Origin of the sequence: Mycolicibacterium lacusdiani, from assembly GCF_021916785.1 — a bacterium.
GTDB lineage: Bacteria > Actinomycetota > Actinomycetes > Mycobacteriales > Mycobacteriaceae > Mycobacterium > Mycobacterium lacusdiani.
The window spans coordinates 129,478-147,388 of the sequence record NZ_JAKCFC010000012.1 but is presented as its reverse complement, the minus strand read 5'-3'; the positions used below and the strand labels follow the sequence as shown (position 1 = coordinate 147,388).

Below are 17,911 nucleotides of genomic sequence, written 5' to 3'. Positions count from 1 at the left end.
GGCTATTGATCACAAGGGTATCGAGAGCCAGTATCGAGCCATGGCACAGCACTGGACCTCTCGCATGACGCACTCGGCTCACAAGCTGGGACGGGTGTTCCGCACGACGCCCCGCGCGGCGGGGTCGGCAGGCCATGCCGACGACGCCGATGCCCGCCGGATGAGCGCCGACCTCGACGCCATCCGCGCGCGCTTCCCCGACCACGCATGAGGCGCGCTGCGGCAAGAGGAGGGGCCCTGCTGCTCGGCCTGACCGGCTACGGCTTCTCGATGGCGATGATGGTGCGCGCCAACCTCGGCCTCGATCCGTGGGACGTGTTCCATCAAGGTCTGGCCGAGCGCACCGGCATGTCGATCGGCTTGGCCTCTGCCGTCGTCGGCGTGGCGGTGCTGCTGGCGTGGATCCCATTGCGCAACCGGCCAGGGATCGGCACGGTCGCCAACGTGATCGTCATCGCCGTCACCGTCGACGCCGGAATGGCGATCCTGCCCGAACCATCCGACCTCGCCGTGCGGATCTCGATGATGCTCGGTGCGGTGCTGCTCAACGCGGTCAGCACCGTCCTCTACATCGGCGCGGGCCTCGGCCCCGGCCCGCGCGACGGCCTGATGACCGGTCTCGTTGCGCGGACCGGCCTGTCCGTGCGCCTGGTCCGCACGTCGATCGAGGCCACGGTGCTGGCGGTCGGGTGGCTGCTCGGCGGCACCGTCGGCGTCGGCACCCTCGTCTACGCGTTCGGCATCGGCCCGCTCGTCCAACTCGTCCTGCGCCTGACACCGGATCGGTGGCTCGCCGTCAGCGGGTGGGCGATCGTCACGCCCCGCCTGACTACGATGGGCGAGTGCCCGGGGCAGGAGAGACACCAGACGAGGCAGCCGACCCAGACCTGTTGATCGACTTCGCCAAGGTCACCCTGCGGCGTGGCGGCAAGACGCTGGTCGGTCCCATCACCTGGGCCGTCGAACTCGACGAGCGCTGGGTCGTCGTCGGCCCCAACGGCGCGGGGAAGACCTCGCTGCTGCGGATGGCCGCGGCGATGGAGCATCCGTCGTCCGGCACCGCCTACGTCCTCGGTGAACGCCTCGGCAAGACCGACATGGCGGAGCTGCGCTCCCGGGTCGGGCTCAGCAGTTCCGCGCTGTCGCAACGGGTTCCCGACGGGGAAGTGGTCCGCGACCTCGTCGTGTCGGCCGGCTACGCGGTACTGGGCCGGTGGCGCGAGCAATACGAGGACGTCGACTACGAGCAGGCCGTCGAGATGCTCGAGAGCGTCGGTGCCGAGCACCTCGCCGAACGCACGTACGGCACGTTGTCCGAGGGTGAACGCAAGCGCGTGCTGATCGCCAGGTCGATGATGACCGACCCCGAACTGCTGCTGCTCGACGAACCGGCAGCCGGCCTCGACCTCGGTGGGCGCGAGGAGTTGGTGGCTCGACTGGCGGACCTCGCCGCCGATCCCGACGCGCCGGCCACGGTCCTGGTCACCCACCACGTCGAGGAGATTCCGCAGGGGTTCAGCCACTGCCTGCTGCTGTCGGAGGGCGAGGTCGTGGCTGCCGGGCTGCTGACCGACGTGCTCACCTCGGAGAACCTGTCGAAGGCATTCGGGCAGTCGATCGCCCTGGATCTCATCGACGGCCGATACTTCGCGCGGCGCACCCGCACCCGCGCGGCACACAGGAGGCGTGCATGACCGAGGCCCGTAACGCCGATCCGCTGGTGCCGAGACCGGCATCGACGGTGATGCTCGTTCGCGAACGCTCGAGCATCGAGGTCTTCCTCATGCGCAGGCACTCGGCAATGGACTTCGTCGCAGGCGTGATGGTGTTCCCCGGCGGTGGCGTCGACGAGCGCGACAAGAATGCGGACATTGCGTGGTTCGGCCCCGAACCAGCCTGGTGGGCGGAGCGTCTCGGCGTCGACGTCGGTCTCGCCGAGGCGCTGGTGTGCGCGGCTGCGCGTGAGACGTTCGAGGAGTCCGGCGTGTTGTTCGCGGGCCCCGCCGACGACCCGGACGGCATCGTGTCCGACGCGTCGGTCTACCGCGACGCGCGCACCGCACTGGCCAACCACTCGCTGTCGTTCGCCGACTTCCTGCGCGACGAGAAGCTGGTGCTGCGGGCCGATCTGCTGCGGCCGTGGGCGAACTGGGTGACCCCCAAGGAGGAGCGCACCCGCCGCTACGACACGTACTTCTTCGTTGCCGCGCTCCCCGAGGGGCAGCGCGCCGACGGCGAGAACACCGAGACCGACCGCGCGTTCTGGAGCACTCCGGAAGCGGCGCTCGAGGAGTTCGCCGAAGGCCAGTCGTTCCTGCTGCCCCCGACCTGGACGCAGCTGGACTCGCTGGCCGGCCACACCGTCGAGGAGGTGCTCGCCGTCGAACGCAAGATCGTCGCGGTCGAGCCGCACCTCGCCGCGAACAAGGACACCGGCAACTGGGAAATCGAGTTCTTCAACGGCGAGCGCTACAACGCCGCTCGCAACCGCCGGGCCCCCCAGGGGTACGGTCCCGGCGCCTCGTCGTGAACGAACGCGCGTCGTGAGCGACTCGGAGTTCGTCGGCGTCCACGTGCACGACGGCATCGGCACCTTGCTGCTGTCCCGGCCGCCGACCAACACACTCACTCGTCAGGTGTGCCGCGAGATCACGACCGCGGCAGCCGACCTCAGTGCCCGCGACGACGTCACGGCGGTCATCGTGTTCGGCGGGCACGAGACCTTCTGCGCGGGCGACGACCTGCCCGAACGCCGCAGCCTCACCGCCGAGGAGTCGGCGGTCGCCGCCGACGTCCTTCGCACCGCGGTCGACGCGGTGGCCGCGATCAGCAAGCCCACGGTGGCCGCCGTCACCGGTTACGCGCTGGGCGGCGGGCTCACCCTGGCGCTGGCCGCGGACTGGCGGATCAGCGGTGACAACGCCAAGTTCGGCGCCACCGAGATCCTCGACGGCCTGGTCGCCTCGGGCGGTGCGTCGGCGAGGCTGTCGCGCGCCGTGGGGGAGAGCAGGGCCAAGGACCTGGTGTTCACCGGACGGTTCGTCGACGCCAGGGAGGCGCTGGCGATCGGGCTGATCGACGAGATGGTGGCTCCCGACCACGTCTACGACGCCGCCCTGCGCTGGGCCGGTCGGTTCGCCGACTCGCCTCGCGCCGCGCTGGCCGCCGCGAAGGCTGCGTTCGCGTCCGACCGCTAGGCCGTTAGGCTGCCCTTCATGACGAGCACAAATCAGGCTCCCAACCCGCACGCCACCGCGGCGGAGGTCGAGGCCGCCCGCCACGACACCAAGCTGGCCCAGGTCCTGTACCACGACTGGGAGGCCGAGAGCTACGACGACAAGTGGTCGATCTCGTATGACCAGCGCTGCGTGGAGTACGCCCGCAGCCGCTTCGACGCGATCGTGCCCGAGCAGGTCCAACGTGAACTGCCCTACGACAGAGCTTTGGAACTCGGCTGCGGCACCGGCTTCTTCCTGCTGAACCTGATCCAGTCCGGCGTTGCGCGGCGTGGATCGGTGACCGACCTGTCGCCCGGCATGGTGAAGGTCGCCACGCGCAACGGCCAGTCGCTGGGCCTCGACATCGACGGCCGCGTCGCCGACGCCGAGGGCATCCCGTACGAGGACAACAGCTTCGACCTGGTGGTCGGGCACGCCGTGCTGCACCACATCCCCGACGTCGAGCTGTCGCTGCGCGAAGTTGTGCGCGTGCTCAAGCCCGGCGGCCGGTTCGTCTTCGCCGGTGAACCCACCACCGTCGGCAACGCCTACGCGCGCCGGCTCGCGGACCTCACCTGGAAGACGACGGTCGCGGCGATGAAGCTGCCTGGACTGAGCAGCTGGCGCCGCCCGCAGGCCGAACTCGACGAGAACTCCCGGGCCGCCGCGCTGGAATGGATCGTCGACCTGCACACGTTCGATCCGGCCGACCTCGAGAAGATGGCGACCAACGCGGGCGCGGTCGAGGTCGACACCGCCACCGACGAGTTCACGGCGGCGATGCTGGGCTGGCCGGTCCGGACGTTCGAGTCCACGGTGCCGCCGGGGAAACTCGGCTGGGGCTGGGCGAAGTTCGCCTTCGGTGGTTGGACGACGCTGAGCTGGGTGGACGAGACTCTGTGGCGTCACGTCGTGCCCAAGGGCTGGTTCTACAACGTCATGATCACCGGGGTGAAGCCGTCCTAGACGGCGCCGGTGCTCCACTTCACGCTCGACGACGTCGCCTACCTCAGCGGTGACGACGGCCGTGCGGCGCTCGGCGCGGTGGCCTCGCTCGGGCTGACCGATGCCACCCGCGTCGCCGACATCGGTTCGGTACGAACGCGTTTCGGCGACCGCACGGCGGTCTTGGTGGAGACGGTGCTGCTGCGCAGGCGTGCGGCGGCCAAGTTCTCCGAGCCTGGCGCGTGGTTGTTGACCGACGAGGCGTTGCAGCAGGCCACCCCGGAACCCGTTGCCGCACATCGGGCTTCACGCCTGGCGGGTGCCGTGGTGCACGACGTGACGTGCTCGATCGGTGCCGAACTGGCAGCGCTGAGCCTGACGGCGTCGATGGTCGTCGGCAGCGACGTCGACCCGGTCAGGCTGGCGATGGCGCGGCACAACGTACCCGGGGTGTCGGTGCTGCGCGCCGACGCACTCGCGCCGGTGACGCGGTCGGCGGTCGTGGTGGCCGACCCCGCCCGCCGCAGCGGTGGACGACGGCGGTTCGACCCGCGCGACTACACGCCAGCCCTGGACGCCCTGCTCGAGGTCTACGCGGGCCGTGACCTCGCCGTGAAGTGTTCCCCTGGAATCGATTTCGACCAGCTCGCCCGGCTCGGCTTCCACGGCGAGATCGAGGTGACCTCACTGGCGGGCGGTGTCCGGGAGGCGTGCCTGTGGTCGGGCGGGCTCGCGAGCGCAGGCGTCACCCGCCGGGCCACGGTGCTCGACCGTCCCGGACTCGGCACCGAGACCGTGACCGATGCCGAACCCGACGACTGCCCCGTCGCCCCGGCGGGCCGGTGGATCGTCGACCCCGACGGCGCCGTCGTACGCGCAGGGCTGGTGCGGCACTACGCCGCACGGCACGGACTGTGGCAACTCGATCCGGACATCGCCTACCTGTCCGGTGACACGCTGCCGCCCGGCGTCCGCGGATTCGAGGTGCTCGACCAGCTCGACTTCAACGAACGACGGCTGCGGCAAGCGCTTTCGGCGCACGACGTCGGCGCCGTCGAGATCCTGGTCCGCGGTGTCGACGTCGACCCGGACGCGCTGCGGCCCCGATTGCGGTTGCGGGGCAAACGGCGGCTGTCGGTGGTCATCACCAGGCTCGGAACGGGCCGCGACAGCAGGGCGGTGGCGTATGTGTGTAGGCCGACGCACTGAAACCGCAGGTATCGTGGCGTCGTGATCATGAAGCCCGCACTGGCCGCAACGGCAGTCGTCCTGGCGTCTGGGCTGTGGGCCCCGGCCATCGCCTCGGCGGCTCCGGCGACGGTCCCGGCCGTGCCCACCTGCGCGGATCTCTCCGGGGTCCTCGACGCAGGGCAGATCTGCCGCATCCAGATCACCGACCCCGCGTACTCGCTGACGGTCAGCTACCCGGTGGACTATCCCGACCAGGCGGCGATGGTCGACTACGTGCAGCAGACCCGCGACGGGTTCCTCAACGTGGCCAACGCACCCGGCCCCCACGAGATGCCGTACGAGCTGGACACGACCGCCACCCGCTATGGCTCGCGCACCACGCAGGGCGTCGTGTTGAAGACGTTCCAGGACGTCGGCGGCGCGCACCCGCAGACCTACTACGAATCGTTCACCTGGGACCAGGCACAGCGCCGGCCGGTCACCGTCGGCGAGCTGTTCCGGGCGGGCGCCGATCCGTTCCCCGTGATCCTGCCGATCGTCACCAGCGAGCTGGAGAAGCAGTCCGGCCAGCAGGTCGCGATCTCACCCGGGGTGGGGCTCGACCCGCAGACGTATGAGAATTTCGCCGTCACCGACGACGCGCTGATCTTCTTCTTCGGTCAGGGCGAACTGCTGCCGGAAGCGGCGGGCGCGGTCGAGGTCACGGTGCCGCGCAGTGCCGTCGCACCGATGCTCGCCTGAGCGGGCTGTCAGGGTTGTCGGTTCCTCGCGCGAGCGCTCGTCAGGCCGGCGCGAACGCGTACACCCGGCCGGCGCTGGTCGCCGTGACCACGCGACGGTCGTGGCCGATGGACACGCCAACGGGGTAACCCTCGGCGTTCGGTAGCGGGTACCGGTTCAGCGAGCGGCCGTCCTCTGGATCGAACGCCAGCAGCGCCATGCCGCGTTCTGCGTCGCGCACCACCGTGTAGGCCACGTCGGCGCCAGCCCGGCTCGACGTCGCCAGCGGTTCGACGTCGTCGCGCGTCCAGAGCACCTCGCCGGCGTCGCCGTCGTCGCGAACCGCGGTGAGCTTCGCGTCGGGTCCGCCGCCTGCGACGACTAGCCCGTCGGGGGACACCGAGGGTGGGGTCTGCGGCTGGTAGCCGAGTTCCACCGACCACTTCGCGGTGCCGTCGTCGGCGCGCAGCGCCCACAGCCGGTCGTCGCGACCGTTGACGTAGATCGTCCCGCCGTCGTCCGACAGGACCGGGCTGGCGAACGGTCCGCCGCCGACCGCCGTGCTCGTCCACTCCCGGCTCAGCATCGGCTTCTGGTCCTGCCGGTACCGCAGACCCACCAGCACCGGCGCCTGAGCGTCCGGCTCCCACAGGCTGACCACGATGAGTCCGTTCGTGGGCGAGAACGCGGGTGCGGCCGCGACCGGGCACGCCGCCCGCCCCGGCTGGCAGTCGGCCAGGCCCCGGCCCGAGTCGGTGGGATCGATGCCCTCCACCAGGTCCAGTGGCGTGCCGGTGAGCGTGCCGCGATGGGTGTCGAACACCAGCACCTGTCCCAGGTGGGTGATCACCAGCAGTTGGCCGGGCGCGACGATGCGAGGCGTCAGCGGCTGCCCGATGACCGGCTGGCGCCAGCGGATCCACTGCGTCGACGGGAAGGACAGCAGCGCGCCCGGCTGTCCGACGTAGAGGTTGTCGAAACCGTCGAAGAACGGGCTGGTGAGGCCGCCGCCCTGCCAGAGCCTGCTGCACCAGCGCTGCCTGCCCTCGTTGTCGACCTCCCAGACCATCAGCGAGCAGCCGCTCTCGGTCTGTGCGTTGGCGGCGAGGTACTCGCCCGATCCGAGCGCCACCTGGGCGGACAGTTCGCCCTTCACCGAACGCACCCAGTCCAGCCGCAGCGCCTCTGCGCCTGCCACGTCGACGAAACTGCTGTTGGACGCATTGCCGTACTGCGCGGGCCAGCCGTCCGAGGCCGTCGACTCCACCCACGAGTCGGTGGTCGCACACGCGGTGGGCAGCACCGTCAGAACCGCTGCGGCCGTCACGGCAACCATTCGGCGCACGGCCGTTCGTGGAGCAGGCATCGGGTGCAAAGACTAGCCGGAGGGTGGTCGGGAGGAGCGTAGCGACAGGGGGATTAGGGCGGACCGCAGCGTAGGCTGTCCGGCCATGACGACCATGTGGGGCGCCCCGATACACGTTCGCTGGCGCGGTTCACGGTTGCGCGACCCCCGTCAGGCCAGGTTCCTGACCCCGGCGTCGTTCAAGTGGGTGATGGACAACAAGGCCTATACCCCGTGGTACCTGGTTCGGTACTGGCGGCTGCTCAAGTTCAAGCTCGCCAACCCGCACATCATCACCCGGGGGATGGTCTTCCTCGGCAAGGACGTCGAGATCCAGGCGACTCCCGAGCTGTCGACCATGGAGATCGGCCGCTGGGTCCACATCGGCGACAAGAACACCATTCGCTGCCACGAGGGCTCGCTGCGGTTCGGCGACAAGGTGGTGCTCGGCCGCGACAACGTCATCAACACCTACCTCGACATCGAGATCGGCGACTCGGTGCTCATGGCGGACTGGTGCTACGTCTGCGACTTCGACCACAAGATGGACAACGTCGAGATGCCGATCAAGGACCAGGGCATCGTCAAGGCCCCGGTGCGGATCGGCCCGGACACCTGGGTCGCGGCCAAGGTGACCGTCCTGCGTGGAACGAGTGTCGGGCGGGGCTGCGTGCTCGGCGCGCACGCGGTGGTCAAGGGCGAGGTCCCCGACTTCTCCATCGCGGTCGGCGCCCCCGCCAAGGTGGTCAAGAACCGCAAGCTCGCCTGGGAGACCTCGGCCGCCGAACGCGCCGAGCTGGCGGCCGCCCTGGCCGACATCGAGCGCAAGAAGGCCGCCCGCTAGGGGGTTGATTCCTTCCGCGAGCGTGCGTGTCTGCGGGCGACACGCCGCGCCCCGACCCGAGTCTGCGCACGCTCGTCGGACTACCGACCCGGCAGGGCCTGCTCCACGATCGTCCGTCGCCGGTGCGGTTCGCGCTCACGGCGCTTGGCGGCGAGGTAGACCTGGGCGGTCTCGACGGCCACGGTGTGCCACTCGAAGTCGGAGTTCAGGCGTTCCCGCGCGGCGTCGGCTCGCCGTTGCGCGGCGACAGGGTCGTCGAGCACGGCGCGGACGGCCGAGGCCAGGGCGGCGACGTCGCGCGGTGGGAACGACAGCCCGGTGTGGCCGTCGATCACCGCTTCGCCCAGGCCGCCCACGTTCGAGACGACCAGCGGCGCCCCGGTCGCGGCTGCCTCGAGCGCGACGATGCCGAACGGTTCGTAGTGGCTCGGCAGCACGGCGGCGTCGGTGTCGTGCAGCAGCCGTATCAGGCCCTGATGGTCGACGCGGCCGACGAACGTCACGGCCTTGAGCACCTTGTGCTTTCGCGCCTGTTCGACCAGCCAGGCCTCCTGCGTGCCGTCACCGGCGATGGTCAGCGTGGTGCCGGGGTGGGTGCGCCGGATCCGTGGAAGTGCGGCGATCGCCTCGTGGACGCCCTTCTCGTACTCCAGGCGGCCGAGGTAGAGCAGCTTCGCAGGCCCCGGCCGGGACGTGCGCCGCGCGAACGGCCACTGCGCGGCGTCGATGCCGTTGCGGATCACGTGGCGCTCGGCCAGTTCAGGTCCGAAGAGTTCGTCGATCTCGTCGCCCATCGACGCCGAACACGTGATGAGGGAATCGGATTCGTGCACCAGCCAGGATTCGACGGCGTGCACCTGCCTGCTGATGGTGCCCGAAACCCAACCCGAGTGCCTGCCCGCCTCGGTGGCGTGGATCGTCGAAACCAGTGGCACGTCGAAGAACTCGGCCAGTGCGACCGCGGGGTGCGCGACCAGCCAGTCGTGGGCGTGCACGACGTCGGGCTGCCAGCGGGTGCCGTCCGCCTCGATGCTCAGCCCGGCGCGCACCATCGCGTGGCCCATCGCCAGCGTCCACGCCATCATGTCGGTGCCGAAGCCGAACTCGTGGGGATCCTGCGCGGCGGCGATCACCCGGACGCCCTCGGCGACCTCGTCGGTCGTCGGGTGCGTGCTGGGGTCGGTGTCGGTGGGTCGGCGGCTGAGGACCACGACCTCGTGGCCGGCGTCGACGAGTGCGGTCGCGAGATGATGCACGTGCCTGCCGAGTCCGCCGATCACGACCGGCGGGTACTCCCAGGACACCATCAGGACCTTCATCGGGCGTGGCCCCGGCGTCGCGAGCGTGCGTGAACTCGGGTTTGGAGGCGGCGTGTCGCCCGCAGACACGCACGCTCGCCGGAGAAGGGGCTCATCGAGGGAGCCGCCGGGCGTCGAGTGCGCCGAAGAGGCCGTCGGCGTGGTTCCAGCCGTCGGCCAGCCGCTGGGCGTGTTCACGCCGGCCGGACGCGAGCGCACCGGCGATCTCGCGGGTGGCGTGGGCGTGCAGATGCGCACGGTAGCGGGCGTATTCGGCCGCGGTGTCCTTGCTGACCATGAACGGCCAGTCGCTCGACACCGTCAGCAGGGTCTCACGCAGGATCTGATCGGCGACGGTGTCCCGCGGCGCCCTCGACACCGTCGACGCGGCCTGATCGAGCGCCTTGTCCACGGTCGCCAGCGCGGTGTCGACCACCTCGGCGTTGAGCGCCACCAGATCCGAGACCTGCTCGCCCGACCACACCTGCCAGTCCTTGCCCGATCCCCACGAACCCGCCGGCAGGTCGACGGCGTCGCCCACGAAGCCGTCGGCGATCGCGTCGGTCAGCGTGCCGACCCGGATGCCCGCCGCGGGAAGTGCCCGCAGCACCCGCTCGAGCCACAGCGGACCCTCGTGCCACCAGTGCCCGAACAGCTCGGTGTCGAACGCAGCCACCACGTGCGCAGGCCTGCCGATGCGCTCGGCCTCCGAGAGCAACCGCCTGCGAACCACGTCGACGAAGTCCGCGACGTGCACGTCGACGGCGTGATCGGCGCGTTCGGCGTCATACGGCGCCTTCTCCTGCGACGGCACGTTGCGGCCGGTGACGCGGGCCGGCTTGAGGCCCGTGACGTGGTCGTAGGTGTGGAAGTCGCGGTAGGCGGCATGACCGGGATAACCCGACTTCGGCGACCAGACGCGGTAACTCACCTGCAGGTCGCGTCCGAACGCGGTGACGCCGGAGTCGGTGACCGGTCGCCCCAGCGCGGTATCGCCGTGCAGCGACGGGCCGTCGACCATGAAGTGCGTGACGCCCGCAGCGGCGTAGTCGTGCTCCATGCCCGGCGCGTACGCGCATTCCGGCGCCCAGATGCCGCCGGGGGTGTGGGCGAACCGCGCGTTGGCGTCGGCGAGCCCCTCGCGCAGCGCGAACTCGCGCAACCTCGGGTTGAGCAACGGCTGGAAGGGATGTGACAGCGGTCCGCCGAGCAGTTCGATGGTGCCCGCGTCGACGAGCCTGCGCAGCAGGGGGCTGCCGCCGTGGCGCCAGCCGACCGCGAAGTCGTCGAGCGCCCGCCGAGCGTCCTCGCGTTCACGGATCCCGAAGGCGCGCATCGCTTCCGGCGCGGTGTAGCCGCCGTCCTCGCCGCTGGTGCGGGTGCCCGCCTCGCGGGCCCGCAGCTCCCAGTTGGCCAGCCAGTGGTGCATGCCGGTGAGGCAGTAGGGATCGTCGAGTTGCGCCGTCACCACCGGTGTCATGCCGAGCGTGACGAGGTTCTCGCGACCTTCGGCGGCCAGGGTGTCCAGGGCCCGCATCAGCGGCAGGTACGACGTCGCCCACGACTGGTAGAGCCACTCCTCGCCGACCGGCCAGCGGCCGTGATGCGCCAGCCACGGCAGGTGCGTGTGCAGCACCATGGTGAACATCCCCGGCACCGGCGGGCTGGAGCGAAGCGACTCGGGGGATGACACCGAGGAGTCGCGACCGGTGTCACTCACGGCGCACCGCGATTGCGACCAGGTCGAGGCTCTCGTCGATGTCGCGGTCGGAGGTCAGCTCGAAGTCGTCGGTGCCTATCGAGGCCACGTCCTCGAGGAGTTCGGCGGGCCAAGGGGTGCCCGCCAGCGCGCGTTCGATCTGGGCGTCGATGATCGACCCGCCGTGGTGCGCGTCGAGCTCGCGCAGGCGCGGACCGTGGAAGACGCCGAGCATCGCCTCGACCTCGAAACCGTTGTCGGTCAACAGTTCGGTCAGCTCGTCGGCGTTGAGTTCGCGGGTGTGGAACGGGTTGATCGGGGTGTCGCGGCCGGGGGAGAAGGTGATGCGGTTGGGCGTCGACATCAGCAACGTTCCCGAGGGCCGCAGTACGCGACGGCACTCGGCGACGAACTGTCCCTGATCCCAGAGGTGCTCGATCACCTGGAAGTTGACGACGACGTCGACTTCGCCGTCGGTGAGCGGAAGTTCCGCGAGGTTGCCGTGCAGCATCTCGACGCGCGGATAGCGGGCGCGGACGTGCGCGACGGCGGAGTCGTCGTAGTCGAGGCCGATCACGCGGCGGGCCACTCCGGCGAGCAGATCGGCCCCGTACCCCTCGCCCGAGCCTGCCTCGAGCACGTCACGTCCCGCACAGCGCTGCGCGAGGCGCTGGTACACGACCTCGTGCCTGCGGAACCAGTAGTTCTCCTCGGCGAGCCCCGGCACCGTCCGTTCGCCGGTCAACGGCAGGGTCGCGTGACCGGTGTCCTCGGCCGACGGCTCGGTGTCGGAGTGGTGGGGAGAAATGGCGCTCATCGAGAGGCAGGCTAACCCAGCCTGGCGGGGCGGCACCGGTTCACGTGTGAGTGATGCCACTTTCAGGGGAGGTCAAAGGGCAAACTGCCACAGGTTATGGTGGGGTTGCAGCCACTCCAAGTTACCGCCGGGTAACATGGTGGCGAACCCGAAATACGTGGTATTGCGGCCGCCCAACGGCCTCATCGAGGAGGACGAACCAGATCTATGACGAACATCGTGGTCCTGATCAAGCAGGTCCCTGACTACGAAGACCGCAAGCTCGCGGACGATCACACCCTGGACCGCGCCGGTAGCGACGCGGTGCTGGACGAGATCAACGAGAAGGCGGTCGAGGTCGCACTGCAGCTCAAGGAGAAGCACGCCGACGCCGGTTACAACGTCGTCGTGCTGACTGCCGGCCCGTCCGGTGCCGAGACCGCGATCCGCAAGGCGCTGTCCATGGGCGCCGACGAGGCCTACCACCTGTCCGACGAGGGCCTGCACGGCTCCGACATCGTCCAGACCGGCTACGCGTTGGCCAGTGCGCTGGGCCAGATCGAAGACGTCGAACTCGTCATCGCGGGCAACGAGTCCAGCGATGGCGTCGGTGGCGCCGTACCGGCGATCCTGAGCTACTACCTGGGCGTGCCGCAGCTGACGCACATGCGCAAGATCGACGTCGCCGACGGCAAGATCACCGGCGAGCGCGAAACCGATGACGGCATCTTCGAACTCGAGGCCTCGCTGCCCGCCGTGGTGAGCATCAGCGAGAAGATCGTCGAGGACGCCAGGTTCCCGTCCTTCAAGGGCATCATGGCCGCCAAGAAGAAGACCGTGACCCCGTTGACCCTCGAGGGCATCGGCGTCGAAGACGGCATCGTCGGTGGCGCCGTATCCGAGTCCAAGGTGCAGTCGGCCGCTCCCAAGCCGCCGAAGACCGCAGGCGAGAAGATCACCGACGAGGGCGAGGGCGGTCAGAAGATCGCCGAGTACCTGGTCGGACAGAAGCTTCTCTGAGTTCCATCACCCTGATCACCAAGACTTCACGGATCTAGCAAGAGGCGTATAGGCAATGGCAGAAGTACTCGTGCTCGTCGAGCACGCAGAAGGCAATCTCAAGAGCATCACAAACGAACTCATCACCGCCGCTCGGGTATTGGGTGAGCCGTCGGCCGTCGTGGTCGCGGGCCCCGGTACCGCCGAGAAGCTGGCCGATGGGCTCAAGGCAGCGGGCGCGGCGAAGATCTACGCCGCCGAGTCCGACACCGCCGAGCAGTACCTGGTCACCCCGCAGGTGGCCGTGCTGGCGGCGTTGGCCGAGTCTGCCAGCCCGGCGGGCATCCTGGTGGCGTCCAGCGCCGAGGGCAAGGAAATCGCGGGCCGGTTGGCCGCGGAGACCGGCTTCGGCGCACTGTGGGACGTCGTCGGCGTCAAGGACGGTGGCGTCGCCGTGCACTCGGTCTTCGGTGGTGCGTACACCGTCGAGGCGACCGCTGGTGACACGCCGATCATCGCGCTGCGCCCGGGTGCCGTCGAGGCGGCGCCGGAGGCCGGTGCAGGCGAGCTGGTCACCGTCGAGGTGCCCGAGGTGCCGGAGAACTCGACCAAGATCGTGTCCCGTCAGCCCGCGCAGAAGAGCGCTCGTCCCGAGCTGACCGAGGCCAAGGTCGTCGTCGCAGGCGGTCGTGGTGTCGGCAGCAAGGACAACTTCGCGATCGTCGAGGATCTCGCCGACGCACTGGGCGGCGCCGTGGGCGCCTCGCGTGCGGCCGTCGACTCCGGCTTCTACGAGGGCCAGTTCCAGGTGGGGCAGACGGGCAAGACCGTCGCGCCGCAGCTGTACATCGCCCTCGGCATCTCCGGTGCGATCCAGCACCGGGCGGGCATGCAGACGTCGAAGACCATCGTCGCGGTCAACAAGGACGAGGAGTCGCCGATCTTCGAGATCGCCGATCTCGGCATCGTCGGCGACCTGTTCAAGGTCACCCCGCAGCTGACCGAGGCGGTCAAGGCTCGCAAGGGCTGACCTTTCGGTCTGAAAGCACCACACGAAACCCCGGCGTCCCCGCGACGCCGGGGTTTCGCGTTCTCTTCGACACCCTGGTGCGCGGACGACCACGAAGTTTCCGGGGTCCGGACGCCGAGACGCGGTGCCAGGCTCAAGGCATGAAGATCACAGTCGTCGGGGCCACGGGCCTCATTGGAAGCAAGCTCGTCGAACTGCTCGCCGCGGGCGGGCACGAGGTCGTCGCGGCGTCCCGGTCCACCGGTGCGGACGTCTTGACCGGAGAAGGTCTCGCCGACGCGGTGGCGGGCGCCGCCGTGCTCATCGACGTCACCAACTCGCCGTCGTTCGAGGACGGTCCGGTACTCGACTTCTTCACCCGGTCGGCGCGCAACCTCGTCGCGGCGGCCAAGGCGGAGGGAGTGGGGCACTACGTGGCGCTGTCGATCGTCGGAGCGGACGGTCTGCCCGACAGCGGGTACATGCGGGCGAAGGTCGTGCAGGAGCGCACGATTGCCGAGTCGGGTCTGGCGTACACGATCGTGCGGGCCACCCAGTTCCACGAGTTCGCCGAGGCCATCACCGGTTCGCTGACCGTCGATGGCGAGGTGCGCGCCCCCGACGCCCGGATCCAGCCCGTGGCGGCCGCCGACGTGTCCGCGGAGGTGGCCCGCGCCGCAACCTCCGACCCCGTGAACGGCACCGTCGACTTCGGCGGGCCGGAGAAGATGTCGTTCGCCGACATGGCAACGGCCGTACTCGCCGCCCAGGGTGCCGACATGGCGGTGGTGGTGGACGCCGCGGCCACCTACTTCGGTACGTCCGTCGACCAGGACAGCCTGGTGACCGGCCCGGGTGCCACGCTGGGTAACACGCGGTTCGGCGACTGGCTGTCTCGCTAGGCCCCGGTTCCCTCGCCCATCTGCTCGAGGAAGCCGTTCGGTGGGCCGGTCAGTGCTGCCTTCGCCATGCGGGCATCGGGGTCGACGAGGACCTCGGCCGCGTCGGATGCCAAGCCGTCCAGTGCCGCTCTCGCCACGTCGTCGGCGGTGATCTTCGGTCCGTCGTACCCCGACGAGAAGTCGGTGTCGACGGCTCCGAAGTGCAGGCTCTGCACGAGTACCCCGGCGGGTTCGAGTTCCATGCGGAGTCCGTTGGTGATGCTCCACGCGGCAGCCTTCGAGGCGCAGTACGCACCGTTGAGCGGCGCGGAGAACCAGGCGGCGGCCGACAGCACGTTGACGACCGCACCGTGGCGGGCGCGCAAGGTGGGAGCGAACGCCCTGGTCATCTCCAGCACGCCGAACACGTTCGTCTCGAACTGCTGTCGCATCGCGGCCACGGACCCGTCGAGAAGCGAGTCGAACGCGACGATGCCGGCATTGTTGACCAGTATCGACGTGTCAGGGGCCTGACCTGCTGCGCGTGCGACCTCGTCCGGGTCGGTGACGTTTACACGGACGATCTCCACGCGTGGGTCGCGTGCCAGCTGCTGGTCGACCGTGCGGGTATCGCGGACACCGGCGTAGACCTTCCCGACGTCGCGCATCAGGAACTCCGACACGAAGGCTCGGCCTATCCCTCGGTTGGCACCGGTCACGAACACGACCTGATCGCTGATCTTCATCAAGCTCCTCTGCGTCGTTCACCCCGTACTTCAGGCTGGCCACGCCACACTAAGATCTGACATGGGTGTTAGGTTCAAGTCGACGACGAGGCAGGTCCACATGCGCATCGGAGACCTCGCCCACGCGACGGGTGTCAGCGTGCGATCGCTGCGCTACTACGAGCAGCAAGCGCTGCTCACCTCAGAACGCACGCTCGGCGGACACCGCACCTACGACGACGACGCAGCCGGACGGGTCCGGCTGATTCAGCGGCTCTACGCCGCGGGATTGTCGAGCCAGGCCATCGCGGCCCTGCTGCCGTGCGAGCACACGAAGGACGTCACTGACGACATGCTCGCGGTGGTACGTGGCCAGATGGCTCGGATCGACCTGCGCATCGACGAACTCACCGCGGCCCGAGAGAAACTCGCCAGCATCCTCGACACCATGGAAGCCGGCCAGCCTCATCGCGGTTCGACTTGACTGTGCCGCAACGTCCGAGTGTCTCCTTGACCGCATGGCATTGCACGAGCACGTCCACGCGCTGACGCCGTCGCGGCGGCCGTTGCGCATCATCCGCGCGAACGCCCGCGCATATCTCGGACTGAACGCGATCGCGTACGGCCTGTTCCTCGTCGGCTTCGGCGTCGGGCTGTTCTTTCCCCACCTCAACCAGGAGCAGGTCAACCGGTTGAACGAGGACGGCACAACGGAACTCGTGCGGTCGCTGATCAACGAACCCTGGCTCTTCGCCCTCGTGATTCTCGGCGTGAACACGTTGAAGATGGGCGCGGCGACCATCGTGTTGCCGTCGATGATCGTGCCCTTCCTGGGCATCCCGTTGCTCGCCTACTGGGCCTTCACGACGGGCATCACCCTCGTTCCGGCGAGTGACATCGGCTGGGTGGCCCTCATCCCGCATTCCCTCACGCTGGTCATCGAGGTTCAGGCCTACGTTCTGTTCATGCTGGGTGCGTACGTGCTCGGCCGGCACTGGGTGTGGCCCCGGTCCGTTGGGGCCGCCAACCGGCGCGAGGGATACGTCAGCGGTCTACGACAGCTTGGTTGGCTGTCCCTGGCTGCCTTCGGCCTGCTCGTCGTCGGCGCGGTGTACGAGGCGTTCTCACTGAGATACTTCGTGCACCCACTGGCTCAGTGGCTGTTGTAGCCGAACGCATTACGAAGGCCCGGCCTTGTGCCCCCAGCGATTGGGGTCGCTCTCCAGAGCGCTGCGGTCCCATCCCATCGCGTCGGCCGCCGCGCGGTAGGTGAACTCGAGGAAGTCCAGCACTGCCCGGTCCGGGTCCTCCGCCTGACGAGCGGTCTCATAGGGCAACAGGTACTGCCGCAGCGCCTCGTCGTAGAAGGCACCGTCGGGAAGGCCTGCGGCGTCGGCGAATCCCGCTGGCTCCGGATAGGCGTACGAGTAGAACGCGCCTTCGTCCCCGCCGCCTGGCCAGAACCCGCAACTACTCAGCTCGTGGGAGTACCCCTCCTCCATCACCCAGTCGCCGCAGTTCGGCGCACCTCCGGGATGCCGGGGCGCGAGGCCACCGGAGAACCGGGTGCATGCCAGGTCGAAGGAACCCCAGAAGAAGTGCACCGGGCTGACCTTGCCGACGAAGTGCGAACGGAACCGGTTGATGACCCGGTCGGCCTGCACCAGTTGACGCCAGAACGAATTGGCCGCGGCAGGGTCGTAGCCGACGTGCGTGTCCTCGGCGAACGGGATGGCGGGGTCCACTTCGTTGGGCCCGCTGGAGATGCGCGCCTCGACGCCGAGACTGCCGAGCGTGTCGAGCACCGCTCGATGGAAGCTCGCCACGGAGTTGTCCCGCAGATCGATGGTGGCGGCACCGCCGTCACTCACCCGCACCTCGAGTACGTGGTCGACGAAGTCGAACTCCATGTCGAAGGACTCCGTGCCCACGGGGATGGCCGACGTCGTCAACCCGCGCGGCGATACGTAGAGCGGCACCTGCCACCAGTGGTTGAGCAACGGCGCGTGCGCAAGTCGGACCTTGCCCACGATCTGAGTCCACATGTGCAGGGACCGCCGCGTCGGCTCCCAGTCGTCGACCCTTAGCGCCGGCCAGCCCTGACCCGCTCGGACATCGGTCATATGAACCTCCTCGTCGTCGTGCACCGTTCGCGGCCCTGCGCACGGAGTCGTCACCCAGCGTGCACGAACACGTCACGCCGTCGTAGGCATCCCGCCCGACACCTGGGCGAGCGTGCAA

General features: G+C 69.2%; 20 protein-coding genes. 14 read left to right on the top strand and 6 right to left on the bottom strand.

Annotation, left to right across the window (positions count from 1 at the left end; translation table 11 throughout):
• Positions 1–40 precede the first annotated feature (40 nt).
• Genes LOK44_RS26860 through LOK44_RS26825 form a run of 8 tightly spaced genes read left to right on the top strand, consistent with a single transcriptional unit; the run spans position 41 to position 6,095 of the window.
• Positions 41–211, top strand: coding sequence for a hypothetical protein (locus LOK44_RS26860; protein WP_170314459.1), 171 nt, complete (start codon positions 41–43; stop codon positions 209–211).
• Positions 208–894 carry a membrane protein YczE gene (yczE, locus tag LOK44_RS26855; RefSeq protein ID WP_237573126.1) on the top strand — a complete coding sequence of 229 codons (687 nt, stop codon included), beginning with the start codon at positions 208–210 and terminating at the stop codon, positions 892–894. The genes LOK44_RS26860 and yczE overlap by 4 nt, the downstream gene beginning before the upstream one ends.
• Positions 843–1,694, top strand: coding sequence for an ABC transporter ATP-binding protein (locus LOK44_RS26850; protein WP_163918300.1), 852 nt, complete (start codon positions 843–845; stop codon positions 1,692–1,694). The genes yczE and LOK44_RS26850 overlap by 52 nt, the downstream gene beginning before the upstream one ends.
• Complete coding sequence (locus LOK44_RS26845) at positions 1,691–2,530, top strand: NUDIX hydrolase (protein WP_237573125.1); 840 nt, start codon at positions 1,691–1,693, stop codon at positions 2,528–2,530. The genes LOK44_RS26850 and LOK44_RS26845 overlap by 4 nt, the downstream gene beginning before the upstream one ends.
• Positions 2,531–2,543: 13 nt before the next feature.
• Positions 2,544–3,197, top strand: coding sequence for an enoyl-CoA hydratase (locus LOK44_RS26840; protein ID WP_237573124.1), 654 nt, complete (start codon positions 2,544–2,546; stop codon positions 3,195–3,197).
• A gap of 18 nt (positions 3,198–3,215) precedes the next feature.
• Entirely contained in the window at positions 3,216–4,184 is a 969-nt protein-coding gene (locus LOK44_RS26835; protein WP_237573123.1) for a class I SAM-dependent methyltransferase, read from the top strand.
• Between the two features lie 9 nt (positions 4,185–4,193).
• Positions 4,194–5,372, top strand: a complete 1,179-nt coding sequence (locus tag LOK44_RS26830; RefSeq protein ID WP_237573122.1) for a THUMP-like domain-containing protein — start codon at positions 4,194–4,196, stop codon at positions 5,370–5,372.
• A 27-nt stretch (positions 5,373–5,399) separates the two neighbouring features.
• A complete protein-coding gene (locus LOK44_RS26825; RefSeq protein ID WP_237573195.1) occupies positions 5,400–6,095 on the top strand; it encodes an esterase in 696 nt (231 codons plus the stop codon).
• Between the two features lie 40 nt (positions 6,096–6,135).
• Here LOK44_RS26825 and LOK44_RS26820 read toward each other — a convergent pair whose 3' ends face one another.
• On the bottom strand, positions 6,136–7,440 hold the full coding sequence (locus LOK44_RS26820) for a BamB-related PQQ repeat family beta-propellar protein (protein WP_237573121.1): 1,305 nt from the start codon (positions 7,438–7,440) through the stop codon (positions 6,136–6,138).
• Between the two features lie 85 nt (positions 7,441–7,525).
• Here LOK44_RS26820 and LOK44_RS26815 point away from each other — a divergent pair, with 85 nt between their 5' ends.
• Positions 7,526–8,263, top strand: coding sequence for an acyltransferase (locus LOK44_RS26815; protein ID WP_163918294.1), 738 nt, complete (start codon positions 7,526–7,528; stop codon positions 8,261–8,263).
• Between the two features lie 80 nt (positions 8,264–8,343).
• Here the strand turns inward: LOK44_RS26815 and LOK44_RS26810 are convergent, their stop codons facing one another.
• From LOK44_RS26810 to LOK44_RS26800, 3 genes are all read right to left on the bottom strand, one after another.
• Positions 8,344–9,582, bottom strand: coding sequence for a glycosyltransferase family 4 protein (locus LOK44_RS26810; RefSeq protein WP_237573194.1), 1,239 nt, complete (start codon positions 9,580–9,582; stop codon positions 8,344–8,346).
• Between the two features lie 91 nt (positions 9,583–9,673).
• Positions 9,674–11,209, bottom strand: coding sequence for a 1,4-alpha-glucan branching protein domain-containing protein (locus LOK44_RS26805; protein WP_237573193.1), 1,536 nt, complete (start codon positions 11,207–11,209; stop codon positions 9,674–9,676).
• 64 nt (positions 11,210–11,273) lie between these two features.
• Complete coding sequence (locus tag LOK44_RS26800; RefSeq protein ID WP_237573120.1) at positions 11,274–12,077, bottom strand: class I SAM-dependent methyltransferase; 804 nt, start codon at positions 12,075–12,077, stop codon at positions 11,274–11,276.
• A gap of 207 nt (positions 12,078–12,284) precedes the next feature.
• On the opposite strand from LOK44_RS26800, the gene LOK44_RS26795 reads away from it, so the two are divergent.
• The 3 genes from LOK44_RS26795 (at position 12,285) to LOK44_RS26785 (ending at position 14,966) form a co-directional block, all read left to right on the top strand.
• Positions 12,285–13,076, top strand: coding sequence for an electron transfer flavoprotein subunit beta/FixA family protein (locus LOK44_RS26795; protein ID WP_237573119.1), 792 nt, complete (start codon positions 12,285–12,287; stop codon positions 13,074–13,076).
• 55 nt (positions 13,077–13,131) lie between these two features.
• Positions 13,132–14,085: an electron transfer flavoprotein subunit alpha/FixB family protein gene (locus tag LOK44_RS26790; RefSeq protein ID WP_163918291.1), complete on the top strand. Its 954-nt coding sequence runs from the start codon at positions 13,132–13,134 to the stop codon at positions 14,083–14,085.
• A gap of 140 nt (positions 14,086–14,225) precedes the next feature.
• Positions 14,226–14,966 (top strand): SDR family oxidoreductase, encoded by a 741-nt coding sequence (locus tag LOK44_RS26785; protein WP_237573118.1) that lies wholly within the window; start codon positions 14,226–14,228, stop codon positions 14,964–14,966.
• On the opposite strand, the gene LOK44_RS26780 is transcribed toward LOK44_RS26785, so the two are convergent.
• Complete coding sequence (locus LOK44_RS26780) at positions 14,963–15,691, bottom strand: SDR family oxidoreductase (protein ID WP_237573117.1); 729 nt, start codon at positions 15,689–15,691, stop codon at positions 14,963–14,965. The genes LOK44_RS26785 and LOK44_RS26780 overlap by 4 nt on opposite strands.
• Positions 15,692–15,791: 100 nt before the next feature.
• On the opposite strand from LOK44_RS26780, the gene LOK44_RS26775 reads away from it, so the two are divergent.
• Together LOK44_RS26775 and LOK44_RS26770 are read left to right on the top strand one after the other, a co-directional pair.
• On the top strand, positions 15,792–16,154 hold the full coding sequence (locus LOK44_RS26775) for a MerR family transcriptional regulator (protein WP_237573116.1): 363 nt from the start codon (positions 15,792–15,794) through the stop codon (positions 16,152–16,154).
• Positions 16,155–16,188: 34 nt separating this feature from the next.
• Positions 16,189–16,839: a stage II sporulation protein M gene (locus LOK44_RS26770; RefSeq protein WP_237573115.1), complete on the top strand. Its 651-nt coding sequence runs from the start codon at positions 16,189–16,191 to the stop codon at positions 16,837–16,839.
• A 9-nt stretch (positions 16,840–16,848) separates the two neighbouring features.
• Here LOK44_RS26770 and LOK44_RS26765 read toward each other — a convergent pair whose 3' ends face one another.
• Entirely contained in the window at positions 16,849–17,793 is a 945-nt protein-coding gene (locus LOK44_RS26765; RefSeq protein ID WP_237573114.1) for a DUF5996 family protein, read from the bottom strand.
• Between the last annotated feature and the right edge of the window lie 118 nt (positions 17,794–17,911).